Here is a 25,680-nt window from a genome sequence, read left to right on the forward strand (position 1 = left end):
TAACAACACAAGTCTGAACCTGTTGGCGCATGAACAGTATGAAAACGCCAACTTTAAAAATGAAGTCCAAAAGTTGCGTAAATTGAAAAAGCCGGGCATGATTACAAAATCACTGTCCCGGCATTTCTCCTTAAAATAAAGCAATTAACACAAAATATTTCTATCAATATCGGCCACACGGTTCTGGCCGGTCATGAACATGGCTTTTTTAAATATTTTCTTAATGTGCTCCATGTGCAGCCGCACCCCAAGGGTCCCTCCCCCCACAGCGGCCCGGATGACATCCCGGCCCAAAAGAACGGCATCGGCACCAAGAGCAATCATTTTCAACACATCATAACCGGTTCTGACACCCCCATCCACGGTGATGAACACCTTTCCATTGAGTCGCTCAACAATGGCTGGCAATACTTCGGCGGTACCCGGGGTGGCATCCAGAACCCGCCCACCATGGTTTGATACCGCCACCACCTTTGCCCCGGCTTCTGCACAGGCTTCAGCGTCTTCCACAGCCATGATACCCTTGGTGATAAAAGGAAGGGATGTGTATTCCACCAGTTCTCTAATATCTTTTATACTTTTTCTAAACACCGGCTGGTTGTTCCGGGCCATAATGGTGGAACCGCAGCCGTCCAGATCCATGCCCACCGCAGGACATCCGGCATCTTCTGCCATGTGAATCAGTTTTTTCAAAACATCCTGGGCCCTGGGTTTAAAGATGGGAATGCCCTGCCCCTTTTCTTCTTTTAACACCTGCAAAGCAGGATTATTTTCCGGGGTGTAAAACCAGGTATCCCCCCGCCAGCCGATGGTGCCGGCCTCCCGACATCCATTGACAATGGCCCGGCAGAAATCCTTTTCCGGCATGGCATCATTATATTTTTCAATGCCGGCGGTGGAGGCGCCCATGACGGGGAAATCCAGATCCATGCCAAGAAACTTGATAGAGGCATCCGGGACCGCATGCTCCCCCACCACCCGCATCTTCAAGCGCAGATTCATCAGGGCCTGGGCATTGTTTCGAAAAGACGAACCCTGCCCTGCCCCGCCAAAACCAATGGGTTTGCCATAGGCTTCTTTCTGACAGACTTTATCAAAATTTCCATCACATGCGGGGTAGGCCGCACACAGGCCCTTCAGGCGTTTCCGGGCCTGATCCCTCACATCTTCAGGGGTTGCCGGAATTCCGGCTTCAACATCCAGTATCAGTTTACCCGCTGCCATGCAGGTGGTGCAGTGGTCAGGCGCGTTGTCCTGGGTTACTTTTGTGTGGCACATAGTGCAATACCATTGGGTCATATATTACTCCTTTTTATTTTTTTATATGAAAAGGCACCCTCCAAGGCAACCTCAGCAGAGCCGCCCCCCCCCCGATGGGCAATAGGAACCGGACAATTGAGCTGTCTACAGTTCCGGTCCGGGCCCGGGCCCATTGCCCGTCGGGGGAGGGGGGCGGTATAATACCATTTGGCTCCGCCTCTACGACCCTATATTTGTTGTGTCCGACAGGACATGGCAATTATGATGAAAAGGCCGCAGCCACTTTCTCCGGATCAAAGAGATGATCAATAAGGGGTTTTTCAGAAAGTCCCTTGATCCGCTGGTGAAAGGGAACACCCTCCTTTTCAAACAATATGCCCGTGGGAATCTTATCTCCCCATTCCATGGCAAGCTCCATGGCTTTGGCAAAATCTCCGGGATCGTGGGATGCGTCAATATCATACACCCGATCCATGTACCATTTCTGGGTGTTGATCTTATTAAAGGACACACAGGGCTGAAGGATATCAATGAGGGCAAATCCCTTATACTGCATGGCCCGCTGAATAAGGACTGTAAGCTGTTCTGGTTTTCCGGAAAACCCCCGGGCCACAAAACCAGCTCCGGCGGCAAGGGCCACGGCCAGAGGATTAAAGGCCTGGGAGATGGTCCCCTTTTTCTGCAGCCGGGTCACCGTGCCCAGAGCGGTGGTGGGGGATGCCTGGCCCTTGGTGAGTCCGTACACCTGGTTATTGTGCACCAGAAGGGTAATGTCCACGTTTCTTCTGATGGCCGCCAGAAAATGGTTTCCGCCCTCCCCGTAACAATCCCCGTCCCCGGAGTTTACAACCACGTTGAGATCATGGTTGGCGGTTTTGGCACCGGTGGCAACGGGCAGCGCCCGGCCATGGAGAGTGTGAAAAATATTGCCATTGATAAAATGCGGGGTTTTTCCGGCCTGACCGATACCGGAAATAAACATCATTTTCTCCGGTGGAATATTCTGGGCGGCAAAGGCCTCTTTCATGGCCGCCAAAATAGGGAAATTGCCACACCCCGGACACCACTTGTTCTCAAAATCATTATTATAATCGTTGGCTTGGACCATGATTTACTCCATTATATCTTGTGTTTTTTTAATGATATATTCCGGGTACAGAGGGCGACCATCATCTTTTAAGATGGCGGCATCATAAAAAATTCCCGTTTCCTGGGAAATAACTTTCCCCATCTGGCAGTTTGAGTTCTGTTCCACCATGATGAGGGTTTTGTTTTTCAGAATATCTGTCCATTTCTGCCGGTCCAGGGGCCAGATATCTTTTATTATCACCGCCCCCACATCCTTTCCCTTGTCCCTCATGGCCCTGCACGCTTCCAGGATGATTTCCCGGGAAGATCCCCAGCCCACCAGCAGCGTGGCGCTGTCCCCATGAAACACCTGGGGGGCAGTCATCTCCGTCAGCATGGCGGCATGTTTTCCATTGCGTTTGGCGTTCATGGCTTTTTTGTTTTCGGCATCTTCGCTGATCTGGCCCGCTTCATTGTGTTCATTACCGGTGGCCCTCACCAGGGCTTTACCCCTGCCGGGAACAGCCCGGGGGGAGATACCATCGTGGGTTAACCGATAACGCAGATATTTTTCAGGGGCTTCCATGTCCCTATCTTTGCAAATAAAAGTGGGTAGATCTTTTTCAACGGTGAAACGATTCTCCTGGGTCACCTGGGAGGTGTTCAAAAACTGATCCAGCAAAATAATGGAGGGGACCTGATATTTTTCAGATAGGGTAAACGCTTTTTTCGTCAGCTCATAGGTTTCCATGGGATTACCCGGGGCAAATACAAACCGGGGAAAGGCATCCTGGGAGGCATTGAGCACAAAAAGCAGGTCCGCCTGGCCCGTGCGGGTGGGAAGCCCGGTGGCAGGGCCGGGACGCTGGGCGTCAATGATCACAAGGGGAGTTTCACTGATGGCGGCCAGGCCAAGGCCTTCGGTCATGAGACAAAACCCGCCTCCGGAGGTGGCGGTCAACGAACGTACACCTGCAAAGGAAGCACCAACAGCCATGTTAACAGCGGCGATCTCATCTTCGGCCTGCTCCATGACAATGGGCAGCTTATCGATAAAAGGCACCACACTTGTCATGACACCCGTGGCAGGGCTCATGGGATAAAAGGAAAAAAACCGGCAATCCGATGCAAGGGCTCCCATGGCAGCAGCCTTGACGCCATTAATTATCACGGTATTGGTTTTCCGAGGGGTCCAGGAAAACTGACTGGAAAATCGAAGATCTCCGGCGGCATCATACCCCTTGCGGGCAGCAGCAATATTCAAAGAAACAATTTTTTCCCCTTTGGCCGTAAATCGTCGGGTAAGGAGGGTTTCAAGGGCATCAAAAGGCGCTCCGAGTATGGAGAGAATAGCACCGGCGGCCACGGTGTTGGCGGTGATGGCCCCACCGGCTTCCTTGGCCAGTCCCTTGAGGGGGATAGCCAGGATATTATCCTTAAATCCGGTTTCAGTGTCGGAATTAAAAATAATCATGGCATCTTTTTCAAGATTTCCGCGATTCAAAGACAGGGTCTGCTGATCCAGGGCCACCAGGATATCCACGGTGCTACCCGGCCCCTTCACGGGTTCATTACTGATTCTGAGCATATTAAAGCTGTGGCCGCCCCTGATTCTGGACTCAAAATCATCCACGGAGAAGATGAAAAGACCGGCGGTATGACATACCTGGGACAGGAGTGTCCCTATGGTCTGGATGCCCTGCCCCGCCGCTCCTCCAATTTTAACTGTGATATCTGTTTTCATGGTTTCCCCTTACGAAATTAACGGTTAAAGGAATACAAAGAATGAACAGTTTTTTCAGACCTATATCCGATAGAACAGGTCAGGCTGAGAAAACGTGACCATTGCTTAAACTAAATCAATTCGGTTCCATAACAGGGATTCAAGGCCCCACTGGGACTCTGGATACCATTCCCGCTCCAAATGGTGTCATAAATAACTCTTTTTTTCAAGACTCATGTTGTTGGGAAAGTAAAGCCTGATCACAAAGTCAAGGATTGCTCTCAACATCCACCATTGGGTGCATAAATCAGCTCTTTCTCCGTATTGATTGCAAGTTTCATGCAAATTTCCGGCCAGACATCCAAAGCCCATAAACGCTGAGACGGCCCGAAGAATAAATACAAATGCTTTTGACATCTTTATGTTTGTAATGGTATGAAACTTGTATTAAATTTTTCCCAGTCGGGTTATGGTCTTACTCATAACATGGGGATGGGGTCAGGCTTGCGTTGTTGGCGTTTTTGTTGAAATTTGTCTTTAAACACAGTCAGTTGTAAAAAACACAATAAAACAAGCCTGATCCCGTTGGCTCGCAAAAGCTGTAGAGTGGCCCATGTTATGACCAAGCCCCGGGTTATTTATCATGACTCGTAGGTCCCAAAGAACCATAGCACAATCTTAAATCTTTTAAGGAGGTTAACATGGGCAAAAGATATGAATTAAAGACATCCTGTCCCCAGTGCGGTTGCAGTGCAGTCTCCCACCTGACCCGTGAGGAACTCGTAGAAAAATTTGGAGATGTTCCCAACATCGAAATGGAATGCAGCGAATGCGTTCTTAAATATGAAACCCCCAGGGAAGAGGCCTGTCCTGAATGGGATAAAGAATGCCAGATGAAGGATGAGTAAAAAAATGAGTGAAACTATAAATAACGGCGAAAACTGTGCGCAGATTTATTCCTTAAGCACCTGTAGTCACTGCAAGGCAGCCAAACGTTTTCTAACTGACTGCAGTGTGGAGTACTCCTTTGTGGATGTGGACTGCCTTAAGGGGGACGAACGAAAGGCAATTGTGGCTGATATCAAAAAGCTCAACCCCAGATGTTCCTTTCCCACCATTGTAATCAATGACAAGGTTATTGTGGGATTCCAAGAGGACGAAATCAAGGAGGCGCTGGGACTTTAATTATGGACATTAAAAATCTGTACGAAAACCTCAAGAAAGTCCAGGAACCCAAAGGCTATTATTTTAACAAAGATCTGGACCTGGTATACGAACTCCTCGATTCCCTGTTGAACAATAAAGACATTTATGGATACATGGCATGCCCCTGCCGCCTGGCATGCGGTGATAAGGTCGCAGATAAGGATATCATATGCCCCTGTGAATACAGGGAAGCCGATGTAAAGGAGTATGGGGCCTGCTATTGCGGCCTTTATGTCTCACAATCTTTGCACGAAGTCAAAAGGCTCTCAAGATATGTACCGGAAAGAAGACCGCCGGAAAAAATTTTCTAACTAACCCGGGAGGTAACTATGAACGAGTGTATGCCGGTAATGAATACAGGTCTCCGGGGGGCAAGCGTAGCCAGTACCAAAATCAGCAATGTTGACGGGGCAAAGGGAAAGCTCATTTATCGTGGCTACCTTGTGGCGGATCTTGCGGAAAAGGCATCCTTTGAAGAGGTGGTGTTTCTGCTTATGTATGAAAGTCTTCCCACCCGGGAAGAACTGGCAAAATTCAAACAGCAGTTGAAAGCAAAACAGCGGATTCCGGAATCTGTTTATGCCTTCATGAAATGTCTACCCACCTCATCAAAACCCATGGATGTTTTCCAGGCAGCCATTCCCCTTCTGGCCCAGGCTGATGCCGGGGCCGGTGACCACACCATTGAATCTGCGACGGAGAGTGCTCTTTTTCTCATTGCCGGGTTCCCGGCCATCATTGCCGCATGGGAACGCATTCGCAACGGTAAAAACGTGGTGGAACCCCGGGATGATCTGGACCACGGAGCCGGATTTCTGTATCTAATGAATGGAGAGATGCCCCATCCTGAAACTGTGCATTTCTTTGACACCAGTCTGGTACTCCATGCAGAACACTCCTTTAACGCATCCACTTTCACTGCCCGGCAGGTGGCCTCTACCCGGGCACACATGTATGCCTCTATTTCTGCCGCCATGGGATCTCTTTCCGGGGAACTCCACGGGGGAGCCAACGTACGGGTGATGGAAATGCTTAAAACCATTGGAAGTGCCGATGCCATTGACAATTACATTGAAAAAACCCTTGATGCCGGGGGCAAGATCATGGGCCTTGGCCATGCCGTTTATCAGGTAGATGATCCCCGTGCCATCATCCTGGCCCCCATGTCCCGTCGTCTGGGGGAAATCATGGGAGATACCACCTGGTATGAGCTGTCGAAGGAAATGGAAATAAAGGCCAAAAAAGCATTTAAAACCCACAAAGACATGGATATCTATGTCAATGTGGATTTCTACAGTGCCTCTCTTTTTTACAGCATGGGTATTCCCATGGACTTTTTTACCCCAATTTTCGCGCTGTCCAGGGTAAGCGGATGGGCCGCCCACGTCATAGAAGAACAATTTGCAACAGCTGCTCCTAAACCGGCCCTTTACAGACCCGGTGCCACTTATGTGGGAGATTACTGCGGACCTGCCGAATGCAGTTTTGTTGACCTTGATAACAGGGAAGGAGATTGAAAGCACCATGAAGAAGTGGAAATGCATTATATGCGGTTATATTCATGAGGGAGACGAACCACCGGAGTCATGCCCCATCTGTAAGGCCCCGGCATCAAAATTTATTCTGCTCAAACCCGGGGAAGAAAATGCTTCCCCACCGGGCAGAAAAAAAAGCCCTGCCCCCCGCAAGGCCCAAACCCCACCACCTCCCTCGAACAAGGAAAAAATAGAGGAATTGGAAATGGCAATCAAGGCAGAACGGCGAAAGAAAATCCGCCTGTTCCGCATTGTGGATTTTGTCATTGCCCAGATGGTAAAGCACCACGCCCATCCCGTGTCCGTTCATATTCCCAACGGAGTATTACCCGTTGCAGTCCTGTTTTTTGTGGCGGCCCTGCTGTTTAATATGGACAGCCTGGCAACGGCGGGTTTTTACAATGTCGTTGTGGTACTTGTGGCGCTTCCCCTGGTCATTGCGGCCGGGTTTGTGGAATGGGTAAAAAAGTACAACAGTGCCATGACCATTTTTTTCAAAATCAAGATTTTTGCCGCATTCATCACACTTTTCAGCTGTTTTATCAGCTTAGTGTGGTTCATGAAAGATCCTTCCGTGCTGCATTCATGTTATGCGTGGCTTTTCATACTGATCAATGTGGCCATGGTGGGCGCCGCCGGTGTGGCGGGCTTTCTTGGCGGGAAACTGGTTTTCAAGGATTAATCACTACACTGGCATGGGAATCAAAGGGATTTTTCCGAATGGCCAGGGAAAAAATGTAAGGGTAATGGACCTTGAGATGCTGGAGATAATAGAGCCATTGCCCAAGCATGAACCGGTAGGATCGGCTCATATCCATGGTAAGATGTCGAATATCTGAAGCAGGAAGTCCCCGGAATCTCTCCCGGCAATTTAACTCATCGGTTAAGTGAAAGACAGACAAAAGGGTTTCACTGAAGTCCTCGTCTTCAACAATAACGGGATTTTCAAGAAGACTGATCAGGGATCTGCGCTGGCTTGTCAAAAAGTCACGCAGATCTTTCAGTTGAAGCGCATCTGTAATATCAAGGGCAAAGCCGTGTTTATTTAACTGACGGCGGGCCGAAGCAAAATGCTCTGTGGTCCATTTAGTGGTAACCATGAGGTGCTGCCGGATGTTTTCTATGTCCGTGTCACACCGGGAAAACAGCGTCAATAGGTGGTATCCGGTTTCACTGAAAAAGATTCCCAGCACCATATTGATCTTGCGCATACGGTTCCGGGCCTCCCGCTTTAACAGGATCAGCTCCGTGCCATTGGCAATGACTCCTAAGAAACTGCCCCCTCCCAGTACAATTAAAATAATGGACAATAGTCGACTTGCCGGAACCGTGGGATGGATATCGCCATATCCCACCGTGGACATGGTAACAATGTTAAAGTAAAAGGCATCTGTAAAACTCAATGCCTCAAGGTGCATGAACCCGAAGGTTCCCAGAATGGAAATACAGATGAAGATAAACAGAAAGATGCTCAGTCGTCGTTTGACTTCGATCATGGCGCCTCGCAGAAATCCAGGGGTTGGGAGGGAGTCGCAGCTTACATAATCAGTTTTTTAAAAAAACAGACAGATGTTATTTCTTTGAATTTTGCCTTGACTGACCGGCTGGATTAAAGTTCATTCACAATGATTTTGGCTCCTTAGAATTCAAAGAGCCTTAAGAAAGAACGCCGGAGAAGGAAATGCAGGGGGCAAAACAATCTCCGACGAGCTATTGTTCCAGTTCCGGCAAAATGGAATCAGTTTTCGTTATCCGCAAGGAAATCGTCATACATGGTTTCCAGGGCAAGCTTATGTTTTGACTCTTCCTGGGCCAGCAGATCAAACAACTTGCAGAACTCTGCGTTATCTGCTTTTTCGGAAAGATCCTTGTAAAGCTTTACAGCCATTTCTTCACGTTTCATGGCGATTCTGAGGATATCCTGCATGAACATACCCTCTTTGTATTCTGTCTCCACCAGATAATCACTGATCTTTAGATCCGGAACTTTTTTCAGTTCATAGGTGTCTACCTTGGCGGTGTCAGCACTGATCCCCTGGAGAAGTGCAACGTGTTTTTCTTCTTCCCCGGCAAATTTCACAAAGGTCTCTTTAACAGAAGCAAAAGTATCTTTTGTGCTGAGATCCATATAAAAGGCCACCGCCTCTTTTTCCTTTCCGATGGCATACTCCAGGATCTCATCTACGGATTTAAATGTCATGTTTTCTCCTTATCTAACACGTAACATGTTTAATTTATTTTGCTGCGGTGCACTTCGAGAATTCTATGGGCTTACCGCAGCTGGTGCATTTATGGGTTTTGTCAAATTCGTCTGAAAAAATCTCATTATCCTTACCGCATTCCGGACACTGGCAAGTGAATGATTTAAGGTCTTTAAACTGTTCAAATCCTGGACAATGCTGTGGTGTGGTCATAGTGCCTCCCTTCCATGAAACAGTGAAAAAAATAAATTCAGTACACCTTCGACAATTTTAAATACTATAGTCTTAATTTATAACTCTTGCAAGCCCCAACCAGGATTTTGTCATCCTGTCAAATGAACCAATGCAAATTACTCGCCACCCCCACCCATATTTTATTTTATTGCGGCCTTGCTTGGTAAGATTCATGCATTACCTTTATACAAGTTGCCACATTGTGGCACAAACAAGCGAATTCGTGGAATCTCAAAGGCAATCTTCACTTCAATTAGGCATGGACATCTCCACTGAAACGGATGTTGGACCCCATGAACACACCTGAACCCGTTCGGATTGGCAAAGATATATTCCGCGACACAACACCATGACTCTGTTTTTTTGTTAGATACAATACTGTATCACATCAAACAAGACAATCGTGTCTCTATAGATCATAAAAATTTATTAACGTTTCCCATACAGGAAGCCTTTATGGTCACAATCAAAAAAACAGAAGGCGAACAAAAATTCGTAAACTTCAGGAGGCCCAAATGGCAAAATCGCAAGAAGGAATAAAGAACCAATTAGAACCAAAGGACTGCACTGCATGTGATTCCACCGCCCAAATGATCACCAAAGCCAGAAAAGATGGGGTGATCCTGCATTTTGACCGGGCAACAGACATGAAGGCATGCCCCATTGGTGCAGATTCGGCATGTTGCAAAAACTGTTTCATGGGGCCATGCCGACTCAACCCCAGGGATCCCTATAAAAAGGTGGGGGTATGTGGTGCCACCATTGACACCATTATGGCCCGTAACTTTGCAAGGGCGGTTGCTGCAGGTGCCGCATCACACACAGATCACGGCATGGCCATGCTGGAATTGTTCCGGGATGTGGTCAACGGCAAGGTACTGGATTATGAGATCAAAGATGAGTTCAAGCTTGAGCGGGTAGCAAAATCTCTGAACATTGAAACAGAAGGCAGATCCGCCAAAGAGGTCGCAACGGACCTTTATGTACAACTTGAAAGAACCTATACCCAGGTGGATGGGGAAATTCCCTTTATGAAACGGGTTCCCCAGGGCACATTGGATACCTGGCGAAAACTGGGCATTGTCCCCAGGGGTGCCATGCGGGAGGTTATGGAAATGATGCACCGCACCCACATGGGGGTGGATCAGCATTATAAAAACATTACCAAACAGGCCAGTCGCACCGCCCTTTCTGATGGCTGGGGGGGATCCATGGTTTCCACGGAAATCTCAGATATTCTTTTCGGCACCCCATCTCCCATCAATGTGGGGGTGAACATGGGGGTATTAAAAAAGGATATGGTTAATATTATCATCCATGGGCATGAACCCAATCTGTTTGAATCCATGCTGGTATCGGTGAACGACAAAACCCTGGTGGAGGCAGCAAAAGCCGCTGGTTCCCAGGGCATAAATCTGGTGGGCATGTGCTGCTCCGGTGCGGAAATGATGTCCCGGCACGGGGTGCCCCACGCCGGTAATTTTTCTTCCACAGAGGCCATTCTGGTCACCGGTGCCGTGGATGCCATGGCCGTTGATATTCAATGCATCAAGCAGGGACTGGTGGCCGTGGCCCAGTGCTATGATACACCGTTGATCACCACCAACACCCGTGCCCACATTGAGGGAGCCACCCATGTAGAATTTGAAGAGCATAACCCCAGTTCCTGCACCGACGAGATTGTCATCAAGGCCATCACGCGATTCAAGAACAGACGGCATGAAATCGAAATTCCCAAAATGGTGAACGACAGTGTCCAGGGATTTTCCCATGAGTACATTGAATACATGCTGGGTGGATCCTTCCGTGGCGGGTACGCACCCTTGAATGAAAACATCATCAACGGCAGAATTCGTGGCGTGGCAGGTGTGGTGGGGTGTACCAACCCCCGGGTAAAGCAGGATGACTCCCACATCAAGCTGGTGAAGGAGTTGATTAAAAATGATGTGCTGGTGCTGCTCACCGGATGTGCCCAGATTGCCCTGGCCAAGGCGGGTTTTTCCGTGCCGGAAGCGGCCCATTTTGCTGGCCCCGGACTTCGGGAGGTCTGCGAAACCGTGGGCATGCCTCCGGTGCTGGGCCTGGGTTCCTGCGTGGACAACAGCCGCATCTTGATTGCGGCATCCGCCATGGTGGCCCAGGGAGGTCTTGGTTCCAGCATTGCGGATCTACCGGTGGCCGGGGCCGCCCCGGAATACATGAGTGAAAAGGCCATTGCCATCGGCCAGTATTTTGTGGCATCGGGCGTCTACACGGTGTTTGGTGTCACCTTCCCCACCATTGAAAACACCAAATTTCACAACTATCTCTTTGATGGATTGGAATCCGAGGGCCTTGGTAAATGGGGGCATGCCATAGATCCCATGGAGATGGCACGGAAAATGATTGCCCACATCGACAAGAAACGAAAAGCCCTTGGTATTGACAAGAGCCGAGAGCGGGTACTTGTGGATATGTCGGATCGTCGTGAACTGGCATAGGCCTTGTCCATTCACCCGGCGTACAGCCTGGACACTGAACAGCGTGTGACCATGGTTTGCCTGTTGAGTGATCTGACGTTTAGTAAATGAGTTTACCTCCTTTTACACATTTATTATTGTGGCTCAGGGGAAAGTCATTCAGCAGGTAATTACACATCCCCGGAACCTTATTTCAAGGTACCGGGGATGTTTTTTAATAAAAACCCGTCATGGGTTATTCCGAATGAATCACAACGCTTTTGGAGACCATGTCAATAATGGGAAGATCCGGGATTTTCTTGATACCATACACCGCCTCCAGGTGAATATCACCGGGGACCATGCCCAGCAATTTCTCCGCCACTTTCTGGTCTGCCTGACGATAGCGTAACTTCGCCTCTATATTCACAGAGACACCTCTGTCCAGGGACAGACCATAATAGACATCTTTGTACCCCTTTGGTGGAATGGTATCGTTTTTAGAGAAACTTTCCGCCTCCCAGGGGTTGAGTGTAAAATTCAAATCTTTATCCTGGGTATGGGAATTAAACATTCGAATGTTTTCAGGAATAATTCCATGGGGTCCCACGGTGCCGGTGGTCATCAGTACATTCCCCTTGTTGTCCGTTGCCGTCACCTCCAGCCACATCTGCCGGATATTGGTCAATGAGGTGGTCAGGTTATGGCCTGCCCGGATATTTTTTACCCGAACTTTTATTTCCACCAGCCGATTTTGGCGGTACACCGGCGTAATTTCCAGGGCAGCTGCCGCCTGGAGTCGCTCCACAGCCATGGTGTACTTCTTGTGCACATTGGCGGCAAGTTCTTCATCTCCTGCCTTTGTGGCGGCAAGCTCCGTCAAGTAATATAATAAGAAATTAGCCCCGTTAAAATAATGATGATAGGCATCCCGTTCAGGTTTTCTGAACTCATCGGCGGATCGTTTAAAGGTTTCTGTTTCCACCATGTGACAGTCCTGGCAATGAATATTGGCGGTGGCATAGGGTCCATTTTTCCATTCACGGTAGGTCTCTTCCAGGGGGGTATGTGTCTCGTGATTGGACACCTGATGGCAGGAGGCGCACAGTTCAGAACTCAAGTGAAGGGAAGATTCAACACATTGATGAAAATCATCGCCACACCCCTCCTCCGGGATCATGGGACCATATTTGGTCAAGATCGGCCCATCTGCACCCTCCTTTCCAGGCGAAAGAATCAATGATCCGTTTTCCGGCTGGTGATAGGGGGTCTGCCAGTGGGTGTGCCCTTTTATGGAATGGCACACATCACAGGAGACACCGGCCAGGGCCATATCGCTTAAACCCGCCAGGCCTGCCCCCTTGACGTCCCCGGTCACCACTGCCGCCGGGGTATGACACCCCTCACACTGCCGGGAAATCTCATGGCCGGCTTCCTTGACAGCAAGGTTAAGTTCTCCCTGGTACACAGGGTCTTTAAATGCCAGGGCATGCATGGAACCTGTCCACTCTTCAAATTGATCCGGATGACAATCCCCACAGGTTTCCGGTGAGGTAAACGTGGCACTGGTCTTTTCCCATTGAATCAGGGAGGGGGAAAAGGGATAGACAGATGTATCTGTTTTCATGTAAGTATCCCGGCTGTGACCGGTACCTGCAGAACAAAATGTCATTGACACCATGAATAACAGAACCCAAAAACCCCGATATTTCATGCGTTATTTCTCCTTTCAGTGTATGATTAAAATTTTTATATTTCCAAAGTGATGCCCACAGGGCAATGGTCAGAGCCGAATATATCATTTTCAATGAATGCACTTTTCAGCCCCCCCCGGTCAATGATATCCTGGGTGACGAAAAAATAATCAATACGCCATCCGGCATTGTTTTTTCTGGCATTGAACCTGTAGGACCACCACGAGTATTCCACCGCCTCCGGGTGCAGGTGTCGGAAGGTATCCACATATCCATCTGCCACCAGGCGATCCAGCACCTCCCGCTCAACGGGAAGAAACCCAGATCGTTTACTGTTGGGTCCTGGATTTTTCAGGTCTATTTCATTGTGGGCCGTGTTGAAATCACCGGTGATGACAAGACTTTTTCCCTTTTTTCGCAACTGGTCTGCATGGGCAAAAAAATCAGCATAAAAATCAAGTTTGTACTGAAGGCGTTCATCACTCATCTGGCCATTGGGAAAATATATATTGAACAAGATAAATCCCCCCAAGTCCAATTCCAGTATGCGCCCCTCATCATCATACCGGGGAATCCCCATCCCGGCGGCGACGGCTTCGGGTTTCTGACGGGTGAAGGCGGCCACCCCGCTGTAGCCTTTTTTTACGGTGGAATAGGCCCAATAGTCATGATAATCCATTAAATCCGTCATTTCCGGAGTTCGCTGGTGTTCCTGGAGTTTGGTTTCCTGCAGCAACAGTATATCAGGATTAAGGGTCTGAACTGACTCATGAAAATCCTTCTTCAAAACCGCCCTTAAGCCATTGACATTCCATGATATGAGTTTGAGTGTTTGTTTCCCCATGGAAAAATTCTCCATATAAATGTTGAAAATATTTAAAAATGGTTTTACCATCTTATTTAAAAAGAGTAATGATCAAGGCCCAATCTATATTTCATAAGGCTTACCCCAGCAGGGTCCTGGGGTATCATCCGGTCTCTTTATTGAGTACGAGATCATCATGTAATACGTTGAAACGCCCCAAAAGTCCAGTAAAAGACCGTCCAAAAATGGCCTGGCACATTTTTTGTATTATTTTTTATCTGAAAAAAAAGGAACATAAAACAAGCCTGACCCCATTGGCCCACCAATTGTAACTGGTGGCCCATTTTATAAGCAGGTCCCAATGTTTTGACCAAGCCCGTACGTTAGATCTGGTGGATGGAAAAGAAGCGCTGGTTGATATGGGCACACGCTGGGAAGCAGAGATGTTTCATCGCTTCCATCCCGATGAATACCAACAATCAACAAAAAAGGAACAGGTAAATTTCATGGCCAGTGACTCAATTATCATAGCATGCACAAGCTGCGGCACCAAAAACAGAATTCCCACCGCCAGGATAAAGGAAAATCCTGTATGCGCCAAGTGCAGGGCACCCCTTGCCGATATTCCCTGGTTTCCCGTAAATATAACGGACAGTCAATTTAATGCAGAGGTTCTCCAGCACAAAGGAACCGTACTTGTGGATTGCTGGGCTCCCTGGTGCGGCCCCTGCAAATCCATGGGCCCCATAATGGATGCCCTTGCCAAAGACTATGCCGGGCGGGTGAAGGTGGTAAAAATAAACATGGACGAAAACCCGGCAACGGGTTCAAAATACAAAATTATGAGTATTCCCAGCCTGCTTTTTTTCAAACAGGGACAATTGAGGGACACCCTTGTGGGGGCCGTCCCCCGGGCAGAAATGGAATCGCGCCTCGCCCCTCTGATATAATTGCCATGCCATCTCCTGATGAATATAACAAAGGATGATAATGGCATGATGCCGCCCCCGGCGGGCCATCGGACCGGCCCCGGACCGTCGAGGGCTTTGCTGTCGACATTTTCATATAAAACAGCCATGTTCTGAGGGGCACAATGAATTATCAAAAAGCAGTCGCTGTTAGTACCCATCACCCAAAGGAGAACACTCACATGAAATGGAAACAGTTTTTAACCCCGGTAAAATCCATGGATACCAATGAAGCCAAAGCCTTCATGGATCAAAAAGATGTGGACGATTTCACTGTGCTTGATGTGCGCCAGCCATCGGAGTACGAAGAGGGGCACATCCCCGGTGCAACCCTCATTCCCTTGCCGGACCTGGGGGACCGCCTCCATGAACTGGACCTGAACAAAACCCAGCTGGTTTACTGTGCCGTTGGTGGGCGCAGCCGTGTTGCTGCGCAGATGATGTCCGGCAAAGGATTTGAGCATGTAATCAATGTAGCCGGTGGTTTCAAGGCCTGGAACGGCCATGCCGCCGTGGGTGGTCAAGAGCTTGGACTGGAACTGTTTGACGGCAGTGAATCCCCCGAAGAAACCCTGGTGGTGGCTTACTCACTGGAACAGGGACTGAGGGAATATTATCTGTCCATGGTTGAAAAAGTGAAAAACACCCAGATCAAGGAACTCTTTTCCAAACTTGCGGAAATTGAAATCAAGCACCAGGAACGCCTTTTCCAGCAATATCTTGAACTTTCCGATACGGCTCCCAGCCTGGAAACCTTTGAAAAAGACATTGTGGTCAACGCAGTTGAAGGCGGCATGACCACCGAAGAATATACAGAGATGTACCAACCCGACTGGGATTCTCCCGTGGATGTCATTTCCCTTGCCATGTCCATAGAAGCCCAGGCCCTGGACATGTACCAACGCACAGCCCAAAAAATTCAGGATAAAAAAAGCAGGGATATTCTCATGCAGATTGCCAAAGAAGAACGCACCCACCTTGCCGAACTGGGTAAACTGATGGACCGTATTTAAACGGATGCACCATATTTAATGGAGACACTCATGGGGAAAACGCTGTTACTGGTGGGGGGAGGCCATGCCCACATGGAAACCCTGGCCCATCTGGATGAATTTGTGCAAAAAGGCTTTAAGGTCACGGTGGTGGGTCCATCGGACCACCACTATTATTCGGGGATGGGACCCGGCATGCTGGGGGGAACATATACACCGGAAGACATCCGTTTTGCCACGAAAAAAGTGGTGGAACAAAAGGGTGGTACCTTTGTCAGAGACAAAGCCACCCGCGTTGATCCCGACACCCGAACCCTGTTTCTGGCATCAGGAAAAACCCTTTCCTATGATGTCATCTCCTTTAATGCCGGTAGTTTTGTTCCCCAGGACAACCTCACCGGAAGTACCGAAGATGTTTATCCGGTAAAACCCATTGAAAAATTAATGGAAGCCCGGGACCGCATCATGGAACTGAGCCGGGAAAGCAAAATATCCATTGCCATTGTGGGTGGGGGGCCGTCTTCCGCGGAAATTGCAGGCAATGTGAGGCAATTAACCTCGGCACCAGGTATCCATGCACCCGACATAACCATTTTTGCAGGCCAGCGTTTCATGAGCCGATTCCCGAAAAAAATCCGTCTGAATGTCATGGGACTTTTGAAAAAACGAAATATTACGGTGAACGAGTCAGGTTACGTGGCCGGGGTGAAAGATAAAACCATCACCCAGGCATCCGGAAAAACCTTCACAGCTGATTTTATTTTCATGGCCCTGGGGGTAAAGCCTTCCACCATTTTTGACCAGTCCGGTCTTCCCACGGGACCCGATGGCGGACTTCTGGTGAACCGACACCTCCAGAGCCCTCGGTATCCGGATATCTTTGGCGGTGGAGATTGTATTTACTTTCAGGACAAGCCACTGGACAAGGTGGGTGTGTATGCCGTGCGGGAAAACCCCATACTGCTTTACAATCTAATGGCGCGTCTCACCGAAACCCCACTTAAAACCTTTGATCCCGGCGGGGATTATCTGCTGATCTTCAACCTTGGGGACGGCTTGGGAGTATTGAAAAAGAGATGGTTTACCCTAAAGGGTCGTCCAGCATTCAAGATCAAGGATTATATTGATCGAAAATTCATGAGGCTGTTCCAGGCCATTGAGTAGTGATTTTTTTATATGAAAAGGTAGCCTTCATGTTTACCTCAGCAGAGCCGTCCCCCCGATGGGCAATAGAAACCGGACAATTGAGCTGTCTACAGTTCCGGTCCGGGCCCATTGCCCGTCGGGGGGGGGCGGCATAATAGCATTTGGCTCCGCGTCTACGACCCTATATTTGTTGTGTCCGACAGGACATGCCCGTTATATGAAAAAATGAGATTCTGAGACTCATGGATTTATTAGGGATAAGGAATGTAATATTGTGAAAAAAAACAAGTCCGCGGCCTCAATGGGAAGACCCATGCTGGTGATCGCTGTACTTTGTGCTGTGGGTCTGTTTTTCATGCTGGACCTCCACCATTTTTTTTCCCTGACCGCCCTTAAAGCCAGACACACGGATTTTCTGGCCTTTTACCAAAAGCATTCCCTCATGACCATGGCAATTTACATGATCATCTACATTGCCATGGCCGCCCTTTCCCTTCCCGGTGCCGCCATCATGACCCTTGGTGCCGGGGCAATGTTCGGTCTGTTTAAAGGAAGCTTGCTTGCCGTTTTATCAAGCACCATCGGTGCCACCCTGGCCTTTCTGGTGTCCCGTTTTCTGTTCAGGGATTACATCCAAAACAAATTCAGCGACAAACTCAAACGCATCAACCAGGGCCTTAAAAAAGAAGGTGCTTTTTATCTCCTGACCCTTCGCCTGGTGCCTATTTTTCCCTTTTTCATCATAAACCTAGTCATGGGTGTGACAAATATTCCCACCCGGGTATTTGCCGGGGTAAGCCTGGTGGGCATGCTGGGCGGCTGCATCGTTTATGTAAATGCAGGTACCCAGCTGGCCCGCATTGACTCTCTTCAAGACATTTTATCGCCGAGCATTTTATCTGCCTTTGTGCTCCTGGGCGTTTTTTCCCTGGCTGCCCGGAAAATCATCGAGTGCATCCGCCGGAATAAGGTATTGTCAAAATTCACCCGTCCCCGCACATTTGATTATAATCTGGTGGTGCTGGGTGCGGGCTCGGCCGGCCTTGTGGCCGCCTACATTGCCGCAGCGGTAAAGGCAAAGGTGGCGGTGGTGGAAAAAAACAAAATGGGCGGGGACTGTCTCAACACCGGATGTGTACCAAGTAAAGCCCTGATCCGCAGCGCCAGGGTGATCTCCCAGGCCCACCGTGCAAAGTCCTTTGGCTTTCACAAGGGAAAATTTGAATTTGATTTTAAAAAAGTCATGGAACGGGTTCACCAGGTAATCCAAACCGTGGCACCCCACGATTCCGTGGAAAGATACACCCGAATGGGGGTGGAGTGCATCAGTGGAGAAGCCTTTATTCGATCCCCGTGGGAGGTAGCGGTCAACGGCACGATTTTAACCGCCCGCAATATTGTGGTGGCCACCGGTGCCCGCCCCATGGTGCCGGACCTGCCAGGCCTTGACACCATCCCTTTTTATACATCGGACACCATCTGGGAAATGAAAGAACTGCCCCGGCGGTTTCTGGTACTGGGGGGAGGCCCCATCGGCTGCGAGCTGGCCCAGGCCTTTGCATCGCTGGGCAGTGATGTCACCCTGGTCCAGCGGGGTGCCCGCCTGATGAAGCGTGAAGACCCAGAAGTGTCTGCTCTGATCAAAGAAAGATTTGAATCCCGGGGCATACGGGTATTAACCCATCATAGGGCAAAGGCAGTGGTGGTGGAGGCAGACACCCGGTATCTTATGTGCATCAGGGGAGAAAAAGAGAAAAGAATCGCCTTTGATGAAATCCTGGTGGCCCTGGGCCGCACGCCCAATGTCACGGGGTTTGGACTGGAAGAAATGGGGGTACGCCTGTCACCCACAGGCAGCCTGGAAGCCGGTGCCTTTATGGAAACCAGCATCCCCACTATCTTCTGTGCCGGGGATGTGGCAGGCCCCTATCAGTTTACCCATGTGGCGGCCCACCAGTCCTGGTACGCCTCCGTGAATGCCCTATTCGGAGGAATTAAAAAATTCAAGGTGGATTACCGTACCATCCCCTGGGCCACCTTCACCGATCCCGAAGTTGCCAGGGTGGGTTTAAACGAATCCGAAGCCCGGGCAAAAAATATTGCCTTTGAAATAACCCACTACGACATAAAGGACCTGGACCGGGCCATAGCCGATGACGAAACCCATGGTTTTGTAAAGGTATTGACCGTGCCGGGAAAGGATAAAATCCTGGGAGTTACCTTGGTGGGACAACATGCCGGTGACATCATTGCCGAGTTTGTGCTGGCCATGAAAGAAGGGCTGGGGCTAAATAAAATTCTTGGCACCATCCACATCTATCCCACCATGGCCGAGGCCAACAAGTATGTGGCCGGGCAGTGGAAACGGGCACACAAACCGGAAAGATTACTTTCCTGGGTAGAAAAATTTCACTCATGGAGGCGAAAATAGCCTTGGTAATTTTGCCCAGAACCTGCAATTTAACAATTTAAGTTTGACTGTTTGGATCTGTATGGATAAAAGTATAAGTTGATCATTGTACACAGGGAAGTCCGGCCCCAAATTAGTTTGCCGTTTATATCAGTCCAACGCTCATTATTTAATAAGGTTTGACTTGATGACACGGTCAATTAGAAACAATGACTCCCCCAGATGATCCATTCATGAAGCGTTGTATTGTAACCGAAAATAAACCCGTAAACATGACAACAAAAGGAGATTTTTTTCATGAAAGTAACCATTACCAAAGAGTGCATGGGCGACCGAAACTGTAACGAACTGTGTTCCGAGGTTTTTGAGTATGACGAAGATCAGCTCATGTCCACCGTAAAAATGGACGTAATCCCCAAGCACCTGGAAGATGTGGTTCGCCAAGCCGCCAGCGAATGCGGTGCAGAAGCCATTATCATTGAAGAGTAAGATGCAACTCGATGATCGGGCTTTTGGAGACATTCCAAAAACCTGATCATCAAACGTAAAAACACGGGTTTGGTCACATCACCGGCCATTTCAATACAAGCAGTGGCCCATGCCCCAAACCCGGGGAGGCAGACCATGGTAAAGTTTCGAGAAAGCAGAACCGCAAAAAATCTACTCACCGCATTTGCGGCAGAAGCCCAGGCAAGCGCCAGATATAAATTTTTTGCCCAGCGTGCCCATGATGACGGGTTTGTCCAGATTTCCAAAATTTTCATGGAAACATCGGATCAGGAGTGTGAACACGCCCTGAGATTTTTCAAGTTTTTCAATGGCGGAGAGCAGGAAATAAACTGGAAATTTCCCGCCGGGGTCATCAAAGATACCCATGCCAATCTGGTTTCTGCGGCGGACCTGGAACTTTATATACACACGGACATGTATCCCGGATTTTCAAAAATTGCCGTGGAAGAAGGATTTCAAAGAGCTGCGGACACCCTGGATGCCATTAGTGTTGCAGAGGCAAACCACGAAAGAATGTACCGAGAGCTTGCAGCCAATATCGCCGGTGAAAAGGTTTTTAAACGTTCACAGGAAATGGCCTGGCGGTGTTTAAGCTGCGGCTATATCCACAAGGGGGATCAAGCCCCGGACAAATGCCCGGCCTGTGTGAAACCGGCAGCATATTTTGAAATCATGGCCCGAAACTGGTAAATCAAATCAAGTTCCACAATCAAAAAAACAGGAGGTCTTCTATGAAACCGATGAAACTGGCCGTTATTGTGGCAGGATTACTGATCTTTTCCGCCGTGGCCGCATTTGCCGTGGTAAATACCGGTGCAGAGTCCATCACCCTTGACGGGGGCTCCAAGGGCGAAATTACCTTCCCCCACAGGGAACACCAGGACACCCTTAAGGATTGCAAGGCATGCCATGATGTATTCCCCATGGAGCTGGGCGTCATTAAAAAATTAAAAGTGGCCAAGGAACTAAAAAGAAAACAGGTTATGAATAAAACCTGTATCAAATGCCACAGAGATCGTAAAAAAGCCGGTGAAAGCTATGGTCCCACTTCATGCAATGACTGCCATGCCAAAAAGTAGTACTGGGGTTATCAGCCATTGATGGCTGAGATCAAGACAAAGTTTTTTATTGTTACCTGATCACCCGTTTGTAGATACAACAGCCTCTGCCGCATCTGGCAGGGGCTGTTTTTGTTATTTCGTTGGTATCTCACTTATATTGCCATAAAGGGAATAGTGAATGTATAGTCAAGTTTCAGGACATTTGTGTATAATGCAAGTAGTCTTGAGTTTTAGAGGCGACCGAGTATTCAACTTAATCTCCAATAAAATTTAATTTTCACACCCACACGTATTCAACTTTACAATGCATCAACTTTGATTTTACGCAGAGGATGAAAATCCCCATGCCTGTTCTTCAATTAATAAACAAGCCAGGCTCCACAAAGAGTACTGGCTTTTTATATTTTCAATTAGGCAATGGAAAGGTTATTTAGGAGATGATCAATTCCATTTCAATGAATACCAGTCTGACGACAGGATCATTTATAGACTGAGTGCTTTTTGATATTCATTTATTATCAATACAGTGTGTTACATCTCAATGAAATACCTTGACACGATTGCTTTATAGGAATACGAATTTATTAAAGGATACCGGGAGCATGGTTAAGTTTTAGGAAACTCATGAATAATGCAAGAATGTTAAAGGCATAGTTTTCGTTGATACTCACCCTACCGCTTGCCTATTTAGAAAAAACAGAGCATCCCAATGTAGAGGAGATTTTCATGCCTACCCTGATACTTCGTCTTAAATTTTTGTTGTTTGCGTTGCTAATTTTAGTCCTCCCTGCGACTCAAGATAGTGCCGGAGCATCCCAATCTTTGCAGAAGTTTCGAGTGGGTGTATATGAAAATCCTCCAAAGGTCTATACCAACAGTTCAGGTGAGGCTGTCGGAATTTTTCCGGAAATACTCAAGATCATAGCTGAGCGTGAAAAATGGGAACTGGAATTTGTATTGTGCTCCTGGAACGAGTGCTTGGAACGCTTGGAAAGCAATGACTTGGATATCATGTTGGACATAGCTTACTCAGAAGAACGGCGAAAAAAATTCTATTTTTCCCAAGAAAGCGTTTTTTTGAACTGGGCCACCATTTATACCCGTAAGGATGTTGAGGCAAACTCTCTTTTCGATCTCAATGGACGAACGATAGCAGCAGTAAAGGAAGATATTCATACGGTTGGCGAAGGTGGTATTGAAAACCTGATTTCAAAATTTGAACTTGATACGAAAGTCCTCCCAGTAGAAAGCTATCATGAGGCTCTGGCAATGATTGAGGATGGCAGAGCCGACGCCGGTGTGGTCAACAGACTTTTCGGTGCATTGACTGAAGGAGAGTATGAGATCAGCAAGACACCGATCGTTTTCAATCCGGTGCATCTCAAGTTCGCCTTCCCCCAAAAACAGAAATACATTGGCATTGCAAGAACTATTGACCAACATATCAGACAGTTCAAGGCCGATCCTGGCTCTCTTTTCCATAAAATAATCAATTCGTATCTCTCAGGTGTTGACTTTGACCTCTCGTTTTTCAGGGAAATGCAATCGATTCCACTTACTGAAGATGAAAGGCAGTGGCTTGCCCGGCACAAAGTGATCCGTCTGGGAGTAGACAAGGGATATGCGCCTTACAGTTTCAGGAATAAGGGTGGCGACTATCAAGGAATCGCTATCGACACCATTAATCTCGTTGCTCAGTATCTGGATGTCGAGATAGATATCGTCGAGGGGTTGAAATGGCCTCAAATCATTGATTATGCCAGACAGGGAAAACTTGATGCAATTCTTACAGCTGTGGAGACACCGGAAAGGACAGAGTTTCTCAACTTTACCCATATTTATTTACCAACGCCACTGGTGATAATGACAAAACAGGACTATCAGGAGATCCAGGGGCCGGAAAATCTTAAAGGTAAAAAAGTGGCCTTGGTTAATGGATACTATTCCGCCGAAATAACATTGCAGAACCATCCGGATATTATCCCGGTAATGGTCCAAACGCCGCTTGATGGATTAACAGCAGTATCTACAGGCCTGGCTGACTGCTACGTAGGCGTTATTGGTGTATGTGACTATATATCCAAAGTAAATGGGATTACCAATCTCAAGATTGCAGCCCGCTATGATATGCTTATGCATGGTGAGAGGATCGCCACCCGGAAAGATTGGCCTGAATTTGCAAAAATTCTGGATAAAGCCCTGGGTGCGATTACCGAAAAGAAGCGGCTTAAACTTCACCAGTCATGGATTTCGGCTCTTGTTACGTTGGAAGGCCCGGCTCTGCTTCAGCAGAAGAATGCCCTCACCGCCGAAGAAACCGCCTGGGTCAAAGAGCACCCTGAGATCTTACTGGGCGTTGACCCTGAATTTGCTCCGTTCGAGTTTATTGATGAGGCGGGTCACTATACGGGTATTGTTCCTGAGTATCTTCACATTTTGGAACAACGGATCGCGTTGAACTTCAAGGTGGCACCCGGATTATCCTGGAAAAAGGCTGTGGAAAAGACCAGGCAAGGTGAAATTGATATGCTGCCATGTGTTGGAAAGACTTCTGAACGAGAGAAGTTCCTCCTCTTTTCCAAGCCGTATATGTATTATCAGCGGGTTATCATCACCAGGACGGGCACGCCGTTTATATCTTCACTTGACGACATTAAGGGCATGAGAGTCGCTGTCCAGAAAGAAACGTCTCACGAAGGTTATCTAAGGGACAATACAGAGGTTCAACCCACCCTGTATGCGACGCTGCAAGAGACATTAAAAGCCGTTTCAGATGGAAGGGCAGATGCCATGATCGGCAATCTCTCTTCTTCCATTTTTTGGATAAGAAAGGAAAATCTTACAAATTTAAAGATTGCCGGACCGGTGAGTTATGCTTCAGAAGAGCTTCACTTTGCTGTTCACGAGAATCTGCCGGAATTGGTCGGAATCGTAGAAAAAGGACTTGCGTCATTGACGTCATTACAACAAAAAAACATACGGGAAAAGTGGGTCAATGTCGAATATGCACCCGGTCTCGATCCAGGCAAGATATTTCAGTACCTTCTCCAAGGCCTTGCTTTGATTTTCGTGGTTATTGGTCTTATTTTGTTCTGGAATCATCGGCTGAAAAAAGAAATAAGCAAACAGACAAGTAAACTTGAGACAACCAATCGCCAACTCCTTTCGGAGATTCATACCAGAGAGATGGCTGAGGCAGAAAGAAAAGATATGCAGAATCAACTCTTTCAAGCACAAAAAATAGAATCAATCGGTACGCTTGCAGGTGGAATCGCCCACGACTTTAACAATATCCTTTCATCAATTATCGGATTCACTGAAATTGCTCTGGATGACGTTGCAAAAGGCTCGAATGTAGAAGAGAATTTGCAAGAGGTGTATAAGGCCGGGCAAAGGGCCAAAGATTTAGTCAAACAAATTTTGACCATTGCAAGGAAATCGGATGAGGAAATAAAACCGATACTGGTAAAACCCATTATAAAAGAGGCACTGAAATTTATAAGGTCATCCATCCCGACTACAATAGACATCCAACAAAACATACCAAGCGAATCATCGATCATGGGAAATCCAACCCAGTTACACCAAATCATCATGAACCTATGTACAAATGCTGCGCATGCGATGGAAGAAAGCGGCGGTCTACTGAAAGTCGATCTTGAAGATATTAGATTTGAAAAATATGAAATACTTCAGGGACAACATCTAAAACCAGGTGAATATATAAAATTGCGCATATCAGACACAGGTACCGGCATAGCACCAGATGTTATTGGGGCGATATTTGATCCCTATTACACCAGCAAAGAGCCCGGAGAAGGCACCGGACTGGGGCTTGCCCTGGTTCACAGCATTGTTAAAAAATATGGTGGCATAATCGAGGTTTCCAGTGAATTGGGAAGAGGATCTGTCTTTTCGATTTACCTGCCAACTACGAAAATGAATCAAACAAATCAGCCATATACAAAAGAAGATCTACCCATCGGCTCTGAGAGGATTCTTTTTATTGATGATGAAGCCGCTATCGCCAAAATCGGCAGTCAACATCTTGAAAAATTAGGATATTCTGTCACTGCCATGACCAGCAGCAAAAAGGCGCTCAATCTGTTTCAATCAAATGCTTATGCCTTTGATCTGGTTCTCACAGATATGACCATGCCGGGATTAACCGGTGACAAGCTTGCGGATGAGCTGATTAAAATTCGTCAAGACATACCTGTTATTGTCTGTACTGGATACAACAAAAGAATCTCTGTCCAAACAGCCACCAAAATTGGTATTAAGGCGTTGGTTTACAAACCGTTGGATAGGGCCGAGTTGGCAAAAACGGTTCGAAAAGTCCTGGATGAGGTCAAAAGCGAAAGTAGTGCATGATTATCCCCCACTGTTAGGACAATTGTCACATGAACTGAAAAACGCTATTATAGAA

The 25,680-nt window shown here is 47.8% G+C and carries 21 protein-coding genes; 14 read left to right on the forward strand and 7 right to left on the reverse strand.

All coding sequences use genetic code 11. The features are described 5' to 3' along the window. Positions 1 to 144 precede the first annotated feature (144 nt). The 3 genes from ACYQ2M_RS12940 to ACYQ2M_RS12950 all read right to left on the reverse strand — a co-directional run bounded on the left by ACYQ2M_RS12940 (position 145) and on the right by ACYQ2M_RS12950 (position 4,072). Positions 145 to 1,299, reverse strand: a complete 1,155-nt coding sequence (locus ACYQ2M_RS12940) for an alpha-hydroxy-acid oxidizing protein (RefSeq protein ID WP_459916770.1) — start codon at positions 1,297 to 1,299, stop codon at positions 145 to 147. A gap of 220 nt (positions 1,300 to 1,519) precedes the next feature. After that, entirely contained in the window at positions 1,520 to 2,368 is an 849-nt protein-coding gene (locus ACYQ2M_RS12945) for a thiamine pyrophosphate-dependent enzyme (protein ID WP_459916771.1), read from the reverse strand. Between the two features lie 3 nt (positions 2,369 to 2,371). Next, positions 2,372 to 4,072 carry a 2-oxoacid:acceptor oxidoreductase subunit alpha gene (locus ACYQ2M_RS12950; RefSeq protein WP_459916772.1) on the reverse strand — a complete coding sequence of 567 codons (1,701 nt, stop codon included), beginning with the start codon at positions 4,070 to 4,072 and terminating at the stop codon, positions 2,372 to 2,374. A gap of 680 nt (positions 4,073 to 4,752) precedes the next feature. On the opposite strand from ACYQ2M_RS12950, the gene ACYQ2M_RS12955 reads away from it, so the two are divergent. The 5 genes from ACYQ2M_RS12955 to ACYQ2M_RS12975 are packed head-to-tail and all read left to right on the forward strand — an operon-like array spanning position 4,753 to position 7,474. Further along, a complete protein-coding gene (locus tag ACYQ2M_RS12955) occupies positions 4,753 to 4,959 on the forward strand; it encodes a hypothetical protein (protein ID WP_459916773.1) in 207 nt (68 codons plus the stop codon). 4 nt (positions 4,960 to 4,963) lie between these two features. Then, positions 4,964 to 5,236: a glutaredoxin family protein gene (locus tag ACYQ2M_RS12960; RefSeq protein WP_459916774.1), complete on the forward strand. Its 273-nt coding sequence runs from the start codon at positions 4,964 to 4,966 to the stop codon at positions 5,234 to 5,236. Between the two features lie 2 nt (positions 5,237 to 5,238). Further along, positions 5,239 to 5,568 carry a ferredoxin-thioredoxin reductase catalytic domain-containing protein gene (locus tag ACYQ2M_RS12965; protein WP_459916775.1) on the forward strand — a complete coding sequence of 110 codons (330 nt, stop codon included), beginning with the start codon at positions 5,239 to 5,241 and terminating at the stop codon, positions 5,566 to 5,568. Between the two features lie 18 nt (positions 5,569 to 5,586). Beyond that, a complete protein-coding gene (locus ACYQ2M_RS12970; RefSeq protein WP_459916776.1) occupies positions 5,587 to 6,774 on the forward strand; it encodes a citrate/2-methylcitrate synthase in 1,188 nt (395 codons plus the stop codon). Positions 6,775 to 6,781: 7 nt separating this feature from the next. Continuing rightward, positions 6,782 to 7,474: a rubredoxin-like domain-containing protein gene (locus tag ACYQ2M_RS12975; protein WP_459916777.1), complete on the forward strand. Its 693-nt coding sequence runs from the start codon at positions 6,782 to 6,784 to the stop codon at positions 7,472 to 7,474. Here ACYQ2M_RS12975 and ACYQ2M_RS12980 read toward each other — a convergent pair. Both ACYQ2M_RS12980 and ACYQ2M_RS12985 read right to left on the reverse strand, forming a co-directional pair. Then, positions 7,464 to 8,288: a potassium channel family protein gene (locus ACYQ2M_RS12980; RefSeq protein ID WP_459916778.1), complete on the reverse strand. Its 825-nt coding sequence runs from the start codon at positions 8,286 to 8,288 to the stop codon at positions 7,464 to 7,466. The genes ACYQ2M_RS12975 and ACYQ2M_RS12980 overlap by 11 nt on opposite strands. Before the next feature lie 242 nt (positions 8,289 to 8,530). Continuing rightward, positions 8,531 to 8,992, reverse strand: a complete 462-nt coding sequence (locus tag ACYQ2M_RS12985) for a ferritin family protein (RefSeq protein ID WP_459916779.1) — start codon at positions 8,990 to 8,992, stop codon at positions 8,531 to 8,533. A gap of 750 nt (positions 8,993 to 9,742) precedes the next feature. Between ACYQ2M_RS12985 and cooS the strand changes: the two genes are divergently transcribed. Then, positions 9,743 to 11,707, forward strand: a complete 1,965-nt coding sequence (gene cooS, locus ACYQ2M_RS12990; RefSeq protein WP_459916780.1) for an anaerobic carbon-monoxide dehydrogenase catalytic subunit — start codon at positions 9,743 to 9,745, stop codon at positions 11,705 to 11,707. Between the two features lie 214 nt (positions 11,708 to 11,921). On the opposite strand, the gene ACYQ2M_RS12995 is transcribed toward cooS, so the two are convergent. Next, entirely contained in the window at positions 11,922 to 13,292 is a 1,371-nt protein-coding gene (locus tag ACYQ2M_RS12995) for a multiheme c-type cytochrome (protein WP_459916781.1), read from the reverse strand. A 122-nt stretch (positions 13,293 to 13,414) separates the two neighbouring features. After that, on the reverse strand, positions 13,415 to 14,203 hold the full coding sequence (locus ACYQ2M_RS13000) for an exodeoxyribonuclease III (protein WP_459916782.1): 789 nt from the start codon (positions 14,201 to 14,203) through the stop codon (positions 13,415 to 13,417). Positions 14,204 to 14,607: 404 nt separating this feature from the next. On the opposite strand from ACYQ2M_RS13000, the gene trxC reads away from it, so the two are divergent. The 8 genes from trxC (at position 14,608) to ACYQ2M_RS13040 (ending at position 25,625) form a co-directional block, all read left to right on the forward strand. Beyond that, entirely contained in the window at positions 14,608 to 15,114 is a 507-nt protein-coding gene (gene trxC / locus ACYQ2M_RS13005) for a thioredoxin TrxC (protein WP_459916783.1), read from the forward strand. A 200-nt stretch (positions 15,115 to 15,314) separates the two neighbouring features. After that, positions 15,315 to 16,145 (forward strand): rhodanese-like domain-containing protein, encoded by an 831-nt coding sequence (locus ACYQ2M_RS13010; RefSeq protein ID WP_459916784.1) that lies wholly within the window; start codon positions 15,315 to 15,317, stop codon positions 16,143 to 16,145. A 30-nt stretch (positions 16,146 to 16,175) separates the two neighbouring features. Further along, positions 16,176 to 17,288: an NAD(P)/FAD-dependent oxidoreductase gene (locus ACYQ2M_RS13015; protein ID WP_459916785.1), complete on the forward strand. Its 1,113-nt coding sequence runs from the start codon at positions 16,176 to 16,178 to the stop codon at positions 17,286 to 17,288. A 256-nt stretch (positions 17,289 to 17,544) separates the two neighbouring features. Next, complete coding sequence (locus tag ACYQ2M_RS13020) at positions 17,545 to 19,701, forward strand: dihydrolipoyl dehydrogenase family protein (RefSeq protein ID WP_459916786.1); 2,157 nt, start codon at positions 17,545 to 17,547, stop codon at positions 19,699 to 19,701. A gap of 276 nt (positions 19,702 to 19,977) precedes the next feature. Then, on the forward strand, positions 19,978 to 20,169 hold the full coding sequence (locus ACYQ2M_RS13025; RefSeq protein WP_459916787.1) for a ferredoxin: 192 nt from the start codon (positions 19,978 to 19,980) through the stop codon (positions 20,167 to 20,169). Positions 20,170 to 20,304: 135 nt separating this feature from the next. Next, on the forward strand, positions 20,305 to 20,880 hold the full coding sequence (gene rbr / locus ACYQ2M_RS13030) for a rubrerythrin (protein WP_459916788.1): 576 nt from the start codon (positions 20,305 to 20,307) through the stop codon (positions 20,878 to 20,880). A gap of 41 nt (positions 20,881 to 20,921) precedes the next feature. Then, positions 20,922 to 21,269: a cytochrome c3 family protein gene (locus ACYQ2M_RS13035; RefSeq protein ID WP_459916789.1), complete on the forward strand. Its 348-nt coding sequence runs from the start codon at positions 20,922 to 20,924 to the stop codon at positions 21,267 to 21,269. Positions 21,270 to 21,977: 708 nt separating this feature from the next. Beyond that, positions 21,978 to 25,625: a transporter substrate-binding domain-containing protein gene (locus ACYQ2M_RS13040; protein WP_459916790.1), complete on the forward strand. Its 3,648-nt coding sequence runs from the start codon at positions 21,978 to 21,980 to the stop codon at positions 25,623 to 25,625. The last annotated feature ends 55 nt before the right edge of the window (positions 25,626 to 25,680 follow it).

Source organism: Desulfocicer niacini, assembly GCF_054657595.1.

Bases quoted from the DNA above. Each gene is read 5' to 3' on its own strand.
- ACYQ2M_RS12940 (WP_459916770.1), bottom strand. From the start codon at position 1,299: ATGACCCAATGGTATTGCACTATGTGCCACACAAAAGTAACCCAGGAC.
- ACYQ2M_RS12945 (WP_459916771.1), bottom strand. From the start codon at position 2,368: ATGGTCCAAGCCAACGATTATAATAATGATTTTGAGAACAAGTGGTGT.
- ACYQ2M_RS12950 (WP_459916772.1), bottom strand. From the start codon at position 4,072: ATGAAAACAGATATCACAGTTAAAATTGGAGGAGCGGCGGGGCAGGGC.
- ACYQ2M_RS12955 (WP_459916773.1), top strand. From the start codon at position 4,753: ATGGGCAAAAGATATGAATTAAAGACATCCTGTCCCCAGTGCGGTTGC.
- ACYQ2M_RS12960 (WP_459916774.1), top strand. From the start codon at position 4,964: ATGAGTGAAACTATAAATAACGGCGAAAACTGTGCGCAGATTTATTCC.
- ACYQ2M_RS12965 (WP_459916775.1), top strand. From the start codon at position 5,239: ATGGACATTAAAAATCTGTACGAAAACCTCAAGAAAGTCCAGGAACCC.
- ACYQ2M_RS12970 (WP_459916776.1), top strand. From the start codon at position 5,587: ATGAACGAGTGTATGCCGGTAATGAATACAGGTCTCCGGGGGGCAAGC.
- ACYQ2M_RS12975 (WP_459916777.1), top strand. From the start codon at position 6,782: ATGAAGAAGTGGAAATGCATTATATGCGGTTATATTCATGAGGGAGAC.
- ACYQ2M_RS12980 (WP_459916778.1), bottom strand. From the start codon at position 8,288: ATGATCGAAGTCAAACGACGACTGAGCATCTTTCTGTTTATCTTCATC.
- ACYQ2M_RS12985 (WP_459916779.1), bottom strand. From the start codon at position 8,992: ATGACATTTAAATCCGTAGATGAGATCCTGGAGTATGCCATCGGAAAG.
- cooS (WP_459916780.1), top strand. From the start codon at position 9,743: ATGGCAAAATCGCAAGAAGGAATAAAGAACCAATTAGAACCAAAGGAC.
- ACYQ2M_RS12995 (WP_459916781.1), bottom strand. From the start codon at position 13,292: ATGAAAACAGATACATCTGTCTATCCCTTTTCCCCCTCCCTGATTCAA.
- ACYQ2M_RS13000 (WP_459916782.1), bottom strand. From the start codon at position 14,203: ATGGGGAAACAAACACTCAAACTCATATCATGGAATGTCAATGGCTTA.
- trxC (WP_459916783.1), top strand. From the start codon at position 14,608: ATGTTTCATCGCTTCCATCCCGATGAATACCAACAATCAACAAAAAAG.
- ACYQ2M_RS13010 (WP_459916784.1), top strand. From the start codon at position 15,315: ATGAAATGGAAACAGTTTTTAACCCCGGTAAAATCCATGGATACCAAT.
- ACYQ2M_RS13015 (WP_459916785.1), top strand. From the start codon at position 16,176: ATGGGGAAAACGCTGTTACTGGTGGGGGGAGGCCATGCCCACATGGAA.
- ACYQ2M_RS13025 (WP_459916787.1), top strand. From the start codon at position 19,978: ATGAAAGTAACCATTACCAAAGAGTGCATGGGCGACCGAAACTGTAAC.
- rbr (WP_459916788.1), top strand. From the start codon at position 20,305: ATGGTAAAGTTTCGAGAAAGCAGAACCGCAAAAAATCTACTCACCGCA.
- ACYQ2M_RS13035 (WP_459916789.1), top strand. From the start codon at position 20,922: ATGAAACCGATGAAACTGGCCGTTATTGTGGCAGGATTACTGATCTTT.
- ACYQ2M_RS13040 (WP_459916790.1), top strand. From the start codon at position 21,978: ATGCCTACCCTGATACTTCGTCTTAAATTTTTGTTGTTTGCGTTGCTA.